We start from the raw sequence: 7,790 nt of genomic DNA, 5'->3' as shown, positions 1-7,790 counted from the left end.
ATAATTGAATCTGCGTGGCAACGTCCTACTCTCACAAAGGGAAACCCTTCACTACCATCGGCGCTAAGAAGCTTAACTTCTGTGTTCGGCATGGGAACAGGTGTGACCTTCTTGCCATCATCACCACACAATTTCAATCAAGAGAACGTTGTTCTCTCAAAACTGGATAAGTTAAAAATCGTTTTTCGTTCTGAAACCGTCTTACACCGTTTAAAAAATTTGGTTAAGTCCTCGACCGATTAGTATTGGTCCGCTCCATCTATCGCTAGACTTCCACTTCCAACCTATCTACCTGATCATCTCTCAGGGGTCTTACTCACTTACGTGATGGGAAATCTCATCTTGAGGGGGGCTTCACGCTTAGATGCTTTCAGCGTTTATCCCGTCCACACATAGCTACCCAGCAATGCCCTTGGCAGAACAACTGGTACACCAGAGGTGTGTCCATCCCGGTCCTCTCGTACTAAGGACAGCTCCTCTCAAATTTCCTACGCCCGCGACGGATAGGGACCGAACTGTCTCACGACGTTCTGAACCCAGCTCGCGTACCGCTTTAATGGGCGAACAGCCCAACCCTTGGGACCGACTACAGCCCCAGGATGCGATGAGCCGACATCGAGGTGCCAAACCTCCCCGTCGATGTGGACTCTTGGGGGAGATAAGCCTGTTATCCCCAGGGTAGCTTTTATCCGTTGAGCGATGGCCCTTCCATGCGGAACCACCGGATCACTAAGCCCGACTTTCGTCCCTGCTCGACTTGTAGGTCTCGCAGTCAAGCTCCCTTATGCCTTTACACTCTGCGAATGATTTCCAACCATTCTGAGGGAACCTTTGGGCGCCTCCGTTACACTTTAGGAGGCGACCGCCCCAGTCAAACTGCCCGTCAGACACTGTCTCCCAGCCCGATAAGGGCTGTGGGTTAGAGTGGTCATACAGCAAGGGTAGTATCCCACCAACGCCTCCACCAAGACTGGCGTCCTGGCTTCATTGGCTCCTACCTATCCTGTACAAGCTGTACAAACACTCAATATCAAACTGCAGTAAAGCTCCATGGGGTCTTTCCGTCCTGTCGCGGGTAACCTGCATCTTCACAGGTACTATAATTTCACCGAGTCTCTCGTTGAGACAGTGCCCAGATCGTTACGCCTTTCGTGCGGGTCGGAACTTACCCGACAAGGAATTTCGCTACCTTAGGACCGTTATAGTTACGGCCGCCGTTTACTGGGGCTTCAATTCTGAGCTTCGCCCGAGAGCTAACCCATCCTCTTAACCTTCCAGCACCGGGCAGGCGTCAGCCCCTATACGTCATCTTACGATTTTGCAGAGACCTGTGTTTTTGATAAACAGTCGCCTGGGCCTATTCACTGCGGCTGACCAATTGGTCAGCACCCCTTCTCCCGAAGTTACGGGGTCATTTTGCCGAGTTCCTTAACGAGAGTTCTCTCGCACACCTTAGGATTCTCTCCTCGACTACCTGTGTCGGTTTGCGGTACGGGCAGTTTGTTTCTAACTAGAAGCTTTTCTTGACAGTGTGACATCGGGAACTTCGGTACTTAATTTCCCTCCCCATCACAACTTGTTCTTAAAGAAGCAAGCATTTGACTCACTTCAAAACTTGTTGCTTGGACGCGCATATCCAACAGCGCGTATTCCTTAGCCTACTGTGTCCCTCCATTGTTCAAACAAAACAAACTGGTACAGGAATCTCAACCTGTTGTCCATCGTCTACGCCATTCGGCCTCGACTTAGGTCCCGACTAACCCTGGGAGGACGAGCCTTCCCCAGGAAACCTTAGTCATTCGGTGGACGGGATTCTCACCCGTCTTTCGCTACTCATACCGGCATTCTCACTTCTAAGCGCTCCACTAGTCCTCACGATCTAGCTTCAACGCCCTTAGAACGCTCTCCTACCATAGAACCAATGGTTCTATCCACAGCTTCGGTGTTATGTTTAGCCCCGGTAAATTTTCGGCGCAGGGTCACTCGACTAGTGAGCTATTACGCACTCTTTAAATGATGGCTGCTTCTGAGCCAACATCCTAGTTGTCTAAGCAACTCCACATCCTTTTCCACTTAACATAAACTTTGGGACCTTAGCTGGTGGTCTGGGCTGTTTCCCTTTCGACTACGGATCTTATCACTCGCAGTCTGACTCCCGGATATAAATCAATGGCATTCGGAGTTTATCTGAATTCGGTAACCCGAGAAGGGCCCCTAGTCCAAACAGTTGCTCTACCTCCATGATTCTAATTCCGAGGCTAGCCCTAAAGCTATTTCGGAGAGAACCAGCTATCTCCAAGTTCGATTGGAATTTCTCCGCTACCCACACCTCATCCCCGCATTTTTCAACATACGTGGGTTCGGTCCTCCAGTGCGTATTACCGCACCTTCAACCTGGACATGGGTAGATCACTTGGTTTCGGGTCTACGACCACATACTCATTCGCCCTATTCAGACTCGCTTTCGCTGCGGCTCCGTCTCATCAACTTAACCTCGCATGGGATCGTAACTCGCCGGTTCATTCTACAAAAGGCACGCTATCACCCATTAACGGGCTTTAACTATTTGTAGGCACACGGTTTCAGGGGCTATTTCACTCCTCTTCCGAGGTTCTTTTCACCTTTCCCTCACGGTACTGGTTCACTATCGGTCACTAGGGAGTATTTAGCCTTGGGAGATGGTCCTCCCGGATTCCGACGGAATTTCTCGTGTTCCGCCGTACTCAGGATACTGATCAGAGTGAATTTGGTTTCGGATACAGGGCTTTTACCTTCTTCGGCAGACCTTTCCAGGTCGCTTCTCCTACCAAAATCATTTATGACTCTATGTGTTCAGTCCTACAACCCCAGAAAGCAAGCTTTCTGGTTTGGGCTATTCCCGTTTCGCTCGCCGCTACTCAGGGAATCGATTTTTCTTTCTCTTCCTGCAGGTACTTAGATGTTTCAGTTCTCTGCGTCTACCTCTACTGACCTATGTATTCAGTCAGCAGTAACATCCTATAAAAGATGCTGGGTTCCCCCATTCGGAAATCTTTGGATCAAAGCTCACTTACAGCTCCCCAAAGCATATCGGCGTTAGTCCCGTCCTTCATCGGCTCCTAGTGCCAAGGCATTCACCGTGCGCCCTTATTAACTTAACCTATGGTTAATCGTTAATTTTCAATACTCATCTTTCGATGAGAACCTTAAAAACTTACTTTTAAAAATTTTCGGTGTGTTTCTGGTTTCTTACTTGAATTACAATTTTTAACTTTATCCAGTTTTCAAAGAACAACTTAAATTTTCGCAACTAAAGTTGCAATGGAGCCTAGCGGGATCGAACCGCTGACCTCCTGCGTGCAAGGCAGGCGCTCTCCCAGCTGAGCTAAGGCCCCAAGAGCAAACATCTTATATTATTTGTGCAAATGAAAAGTGGGCCTAAATGGACTCGAACCATCGACCTCACGCTTATCAGGCGTGCGCTCTAACCAGCTGAGCTATAGGCCCAACGTATTAGGCACTTCAATAAGATATTATATTAATGAGAAGATTAGACCTCTCAAAACTAAACAAAGTAAGTACGAATGTGTGGGTTTCCGTTAGTTTCCTTAGAAAGGAGGTGATCCAGCCGCACCTTCCGATACGGCTACCTTGTTACGACTTCACCCCAATTATCTGTCCCACCTTAGGCGGCTGGCTCCCAAAAGGGTTACCTCACCGACTTCGGGTGTTACAAACTCTCGTGGTGTGACGGGCGGTGTGTACAAGACCCGGGAACGTATTCACCGCGGCGTGCTGATCCGCGATTACTAGCGATTCCGGCTTCATGCAGGCGAGTTGCAGCCTGCAATCCGAACTGAGAATGGCTTTAAGAGATTAGCTTGGCCTCGCGACCTTGCGACTCGTTGTACCATCCATTGTAGCACGTGTGTAGCCCAGGTCATAAGGGGCATGATGATTTGACGTCATCCCCACCTTCCTCCGGTTTATCACCGGCAGTCTCACTAGAGTGCCCAACTGAATGCTGGCAACTAATAATAGGGGTTGCGCTCGTTGCGGGACTTAACCCAACATCTCACGACACGAGCTGACGACAACCATGCACCACCTGTCACTTTGTCCCCGAAGGGAAAGTCCTATCTCTAGGATTGTCAAAGGATGTCAAGACCTGGTAGGTTCTTCGCGTTGCTTCGAATTAAACCACATGCTCCACCGCTTGTGCGGTCCCGTCATTCCTTTGAGTTTCACCTTGCGGTCGTACTCCCCAGGCGGAGTGCTTAATGCGTTAGCTGCAGCACTGAAGGGCGGAAACCCTCCAACACTTAGCACTCATCGTTTACGGCGTGGACTACCAGGGTATCTAATCCTGTTTGCTCCCCACGCTTTCGAGCCTCAGCGTCAGTTACAGACCAGAGAGTCGCCTTCGCCACTGGTGTTCCTCCACATATCTACGCATTTCACCGCTACACGTGGAATTCCACTCTCCTCTTCTGCACTCAAGTTCTCCAGTTTCCAATGACCCTCCCCGGTTGAGCCGGGGGCTTTCACATCAGACTTAAAGAACCGCCTGCGCTCGCTTTACGCCCAATAAATCCGGACAACGCTTGCCACCTACGTATTACCGCGGCTGCTGGCACGTAGTTAGCCGTGGCTTTCTGGTTAGATACCGTCAGGGGATGAGCAGTTACTCTCATCCTTGTTCTTCTCTAACAACAGAGTTTTACGATCCGAAAACCTTCTTCACTCACGCGGCATTGCTCCGTCAGACTTTCGTCCATTGCGGAAGATTCCCTACTGCTGCCTCCCGTAGGAGTCTGGGCCGTGTCTCAGTCCCAGTGTGGCCGATCACCCTCTCAGGTCGGCTACGTATCATCGCCTTGGTGAGCCATTACCTCACCAACTAGCTAATACGCCGCGGGTCCATCCATAAGCGGTAGCCGAAGCCACCTTTCTTCCATTCGTCAGGAGACGATTAGAAATATGCGGTATTAGCATCCGTTTCCGAATGTTATCCCCCTCTTATGGGCAGGTTACCCACGTGTTACTCACCCGTCCGCCACTCCTTAACTTCGATGGGTGCAAGCACCCGGTGAAATTAAAGCGTTCGACTTGCATGTATTAGGCATGCCGCCAGCGTTCGTCCTGAGCCAGGATCAAACTCTCATATAAAATGATGCTTGAAGCTCATTATTGAATTGCTAGCGAATAATTATTCACTATTTTGTTACTGTTGACTCAGCACTGCTGAGTCACCCTCACATTTGGTTCGTCTTACTTTGTTTAGTTTTCAAAGGTCTAAAGTTGATTGTTTCGTTTTGACAACTTACTAATAATATCACGTTCGATGTCGTCTGTCAACAACTTTTTTAATTTATTTTTTCGTTGTTTTGAATGAATTACCTCAACAACATCTACTAATATACCAGTGAAGCCAACATTCGTCAACGATTTTTTAGTATAAAATTAACTTTTTTTACAAACATGAACATTTAATAAAATTCCATAATACACCATCGGTAAAACTGATGAAAAAACGAACATTATCGTAAAAAAATTACGCATCGTAAAGTAATTTTAACGTGCTTTGTCTATTACATATTTATTCTAAAATATATGTATAAAAAATTTAGCTACTAGTTATTCTTTTGCAATAAAAAATCTCTGTACGGATTTAATCGTACAAAGATTTTTCATTGTTATTTTTCAATCAAGCTCGTTCCGTTTGTCTCAATGACTTTTTTATACCAGGAGAAACTTTTCTTTTTATATCGTTTTAATGTCCCAGTACCATCATCATGACGATCGACATAGATAAATCCATAACGTTTCTTTAATTCTGCGGTTGAAGCACTAACTAAATCGATACAGCCCCAAGTTGTATATCCCATTACTTCTACGCCATCTTTAAGTGCTTCTCCAACTTGAACCAAATGGTCATTCAAATAATTGATACGGTAATCATCATTCACCGTTTTATTACCATTTTCATCTGTAATTAATTCATCGTTAGCCCCTAAACCATTCTCAACAATAAACAATGGTTTTTGATAACGATCCCAGAAATCATTTAATACGATTCTTAATCCTTTCGGGTCAATTTGCCAACCCCATTCTGAAGCTTCTAAATAAGGGTTAGGTATACCTCCTAAAATATTTCCTTTACCAGCTTCTCGCTTACTTTCATCAGCTGTTTCTGTAGAACTCATATAATAACTAAATGAAATAAAATCTACCGTATTTTTTAACAGTTCCTCGTCTTCTGGGCCAAAATCTAACTCAATCGCATTTTCACGGAAGAATCGTTTCATATAACCTGGATAAGTTCCTCGAACATGTACATCTGAGAAGAAATAGTTTTTTCGCTCAGCTTCCATTACAGCAATAACATCATCTGGATTCGGTGTTAAAGGGTAAGTTGGCATAGCTAAGACCATACATCCGATTTGTGCGTCGGGCATAATTTCATGGCCAATCTTTGTAGCCAATGCACTTGCTACCAATTCATGATGGACAGCTTGATACAAATCTTTTTGCGTTAATTTTTCAGGTGCTGTAGAAATCCCACCGCTCATAAAAGGAGCATGTAAAATCGAATTGATTTCGTTAAACGTCAACCAATATTTCACTTTTCCTTTATAGCGTGTAAAGACTGTGCGTACATAATTTTCATAAAACCCAATCATTTTACGGTTGACCCAGCCATCATACTCTTTAGCTAAATGAAGCGGAGTTTCATAATGAGAAAGTGTAATTAAGGGCTCAATACCGTATTTAAGTAGTTCATCAAATAAATCATCGTAAAATTGTAGACCCGCTTCATTCGGTTCTGTTTCATCTCCATTAGGAAAAATACGAGACCACGCGATTGACGTACGGAATGTTTTAAATCCCATTTCTGCAAATAATTTAACGTCTTCTTTATAGCGGTGATAAAAATCAATTCCGATTAATTTCAGATTATCTTCTGTCGGTTCGTCCGTTATTGGACCAAATCCGCCACTTGGTGTTACATCTTGTACGGTTAACCCTTTACCATCTTCATTATACGCTCCTTCTAATTGGTTTGCAGCAACTGCTCCGCCCCATAAAAAACTCTTTGGAAATTGTTCTACTGTCAAAGTCATCTTCTCCTTTTATTCGATCACTTATTTTAGAAGTTGCAGCGATTCTCTAAAAAAACGTTCTGCTCTAATTACTTAAATCCATTCCGTTCGTCTCAATAACTTTTTTATACCAAAAGAATGAATCTTTTCTAGAACGCTCTAACGTTCCATTCCCTTCATCATCTTGATCAACATAAACGTACCCATATCGTTTAGACATTTCTGAAGTGGATGCACTAACCAAATCAATTGCTCCCCAACTGGTGTAACCCATTAAATCAACACCATCTTTAACCGCTTCTTTCATTTGTTCAATATGTTTTTGTAGATAATCGATACGGTAAGTATCATGGATGCTTCCATCTTCTTCTACTTTATCGTAAGCTCCTAGACCATTTTCAACAATGAACAAAGGCAATTGGTAGCGATCATAAAAGTCATTAAGTGTCCATCTCAATCCGATTGGGTCAATTTGCCATCCCCAATCTGAGGTTTCCAAATAGTTATTTTTCACACCTTCGATAAAATTCCCACCTACTTGTTCTTTTTGTGGATCTGAACTCGTCGTTATAGACATATAATAACTAAATGAAATGAAATCGACTGGATAAGCTTTTAAAATTTCATCATCTCCACGTTCTTTATGAATAGTAACATTATTCTCATTGAAGTAACGCTCCATATAAGTAGGATACTCTCCACGTGCTT

2 protein-coding genes, 2 tRNA genes and 3 rRNA genes are annotated in these 7,790 nt (G+C 44.8%); all 7 read right to left on the bottom strand.

All coding sequences use genetic code 11. The features are described from left to right. Positions 1–12: 12 nt before the first annotated feature. A 5S ribosomal RNA gene (gene rrf / locus CAT7_RS11690) occupies positions 13–128 on the bottom strand. A gap of 91 nt (positions 129–219) precedes the next feature. Next, positions 220–3,140 (bottom strand): 23S ribosomal RNA (locus CAT7_RS11685). A 161-nt stretch (positions 3,141–3,301) separates the two neighbouring features. Beyond that, positions 3,302–3,374: transfer RNA gene (locus CAT7_RS11680), tRNA-Ala, on the bottom strand. 38 nt (positions 3,375–3,412) lie between these two features. Continuing rightward, a tRNA-Ile gene (locus tag CAT7_RS11675) sits at positions 3,413–3,486 on the bottom strand. 105 nt (positions 3,487–3,591) lie between these two features. Further along, a 16S ribosomal RNA gene (locus CAT7_RS11670) occupies positions 3,592–5,148 on the bottom strand. The 16S, 23S and 5S rRNA genes sit together here with 2 tRNA genes alongside, the layout of an rRNA operon. A 527-nt stretch (positions 5,149–5,675) precedes the next feature. Next, on the bottom strand, positions 5,676–7,103 hold the full coding sequence (locus CAT7_RS11665; protein WP_007725843.1) for a glycoside hydrolase family 1 protein: 1,428 nt from the start codon (positions 7,101–7,103) through the stop codon (positions 5,676–5,678). A 64-nt stretch (positions 7,104–7,167) separates the two neighbouring features. Further along, positions 7,168–7,790: family 1 glycosylhydrolase (locus CAT7_RS11660; RefSeq protein ID WP_007725842.1), on the bottom strand; the 623-nt coding region annotated here is incomplete at its 5' end.

Origin of the sequence: Carnobacterium sp. AT7 (genome assembly GCF_000171855.1) — a bacterium.
Classification (GTDB): Bacteria; Bacillota; Bacilli; order Lactobacillales; family Carnobacteriaceae; genus Carnobacterium_B; species Carnobacterium_B jeotgali.
The sequence above is the reverse complement of the archived record's forward strand: the minus strand, read 5'-3'. Positions and strand labels throughout refer to the sequence as shown.

Excerpts from the sequence above, each read along its gene's own strand:
- CAT7_RS11665 (WP_007725843.1), bottom strand. The coding sequence starts at position 7,103 with ATGACTTTGACAGTAGAACAATTTCCAAAGAGTTTTTTATGGGGCGGA.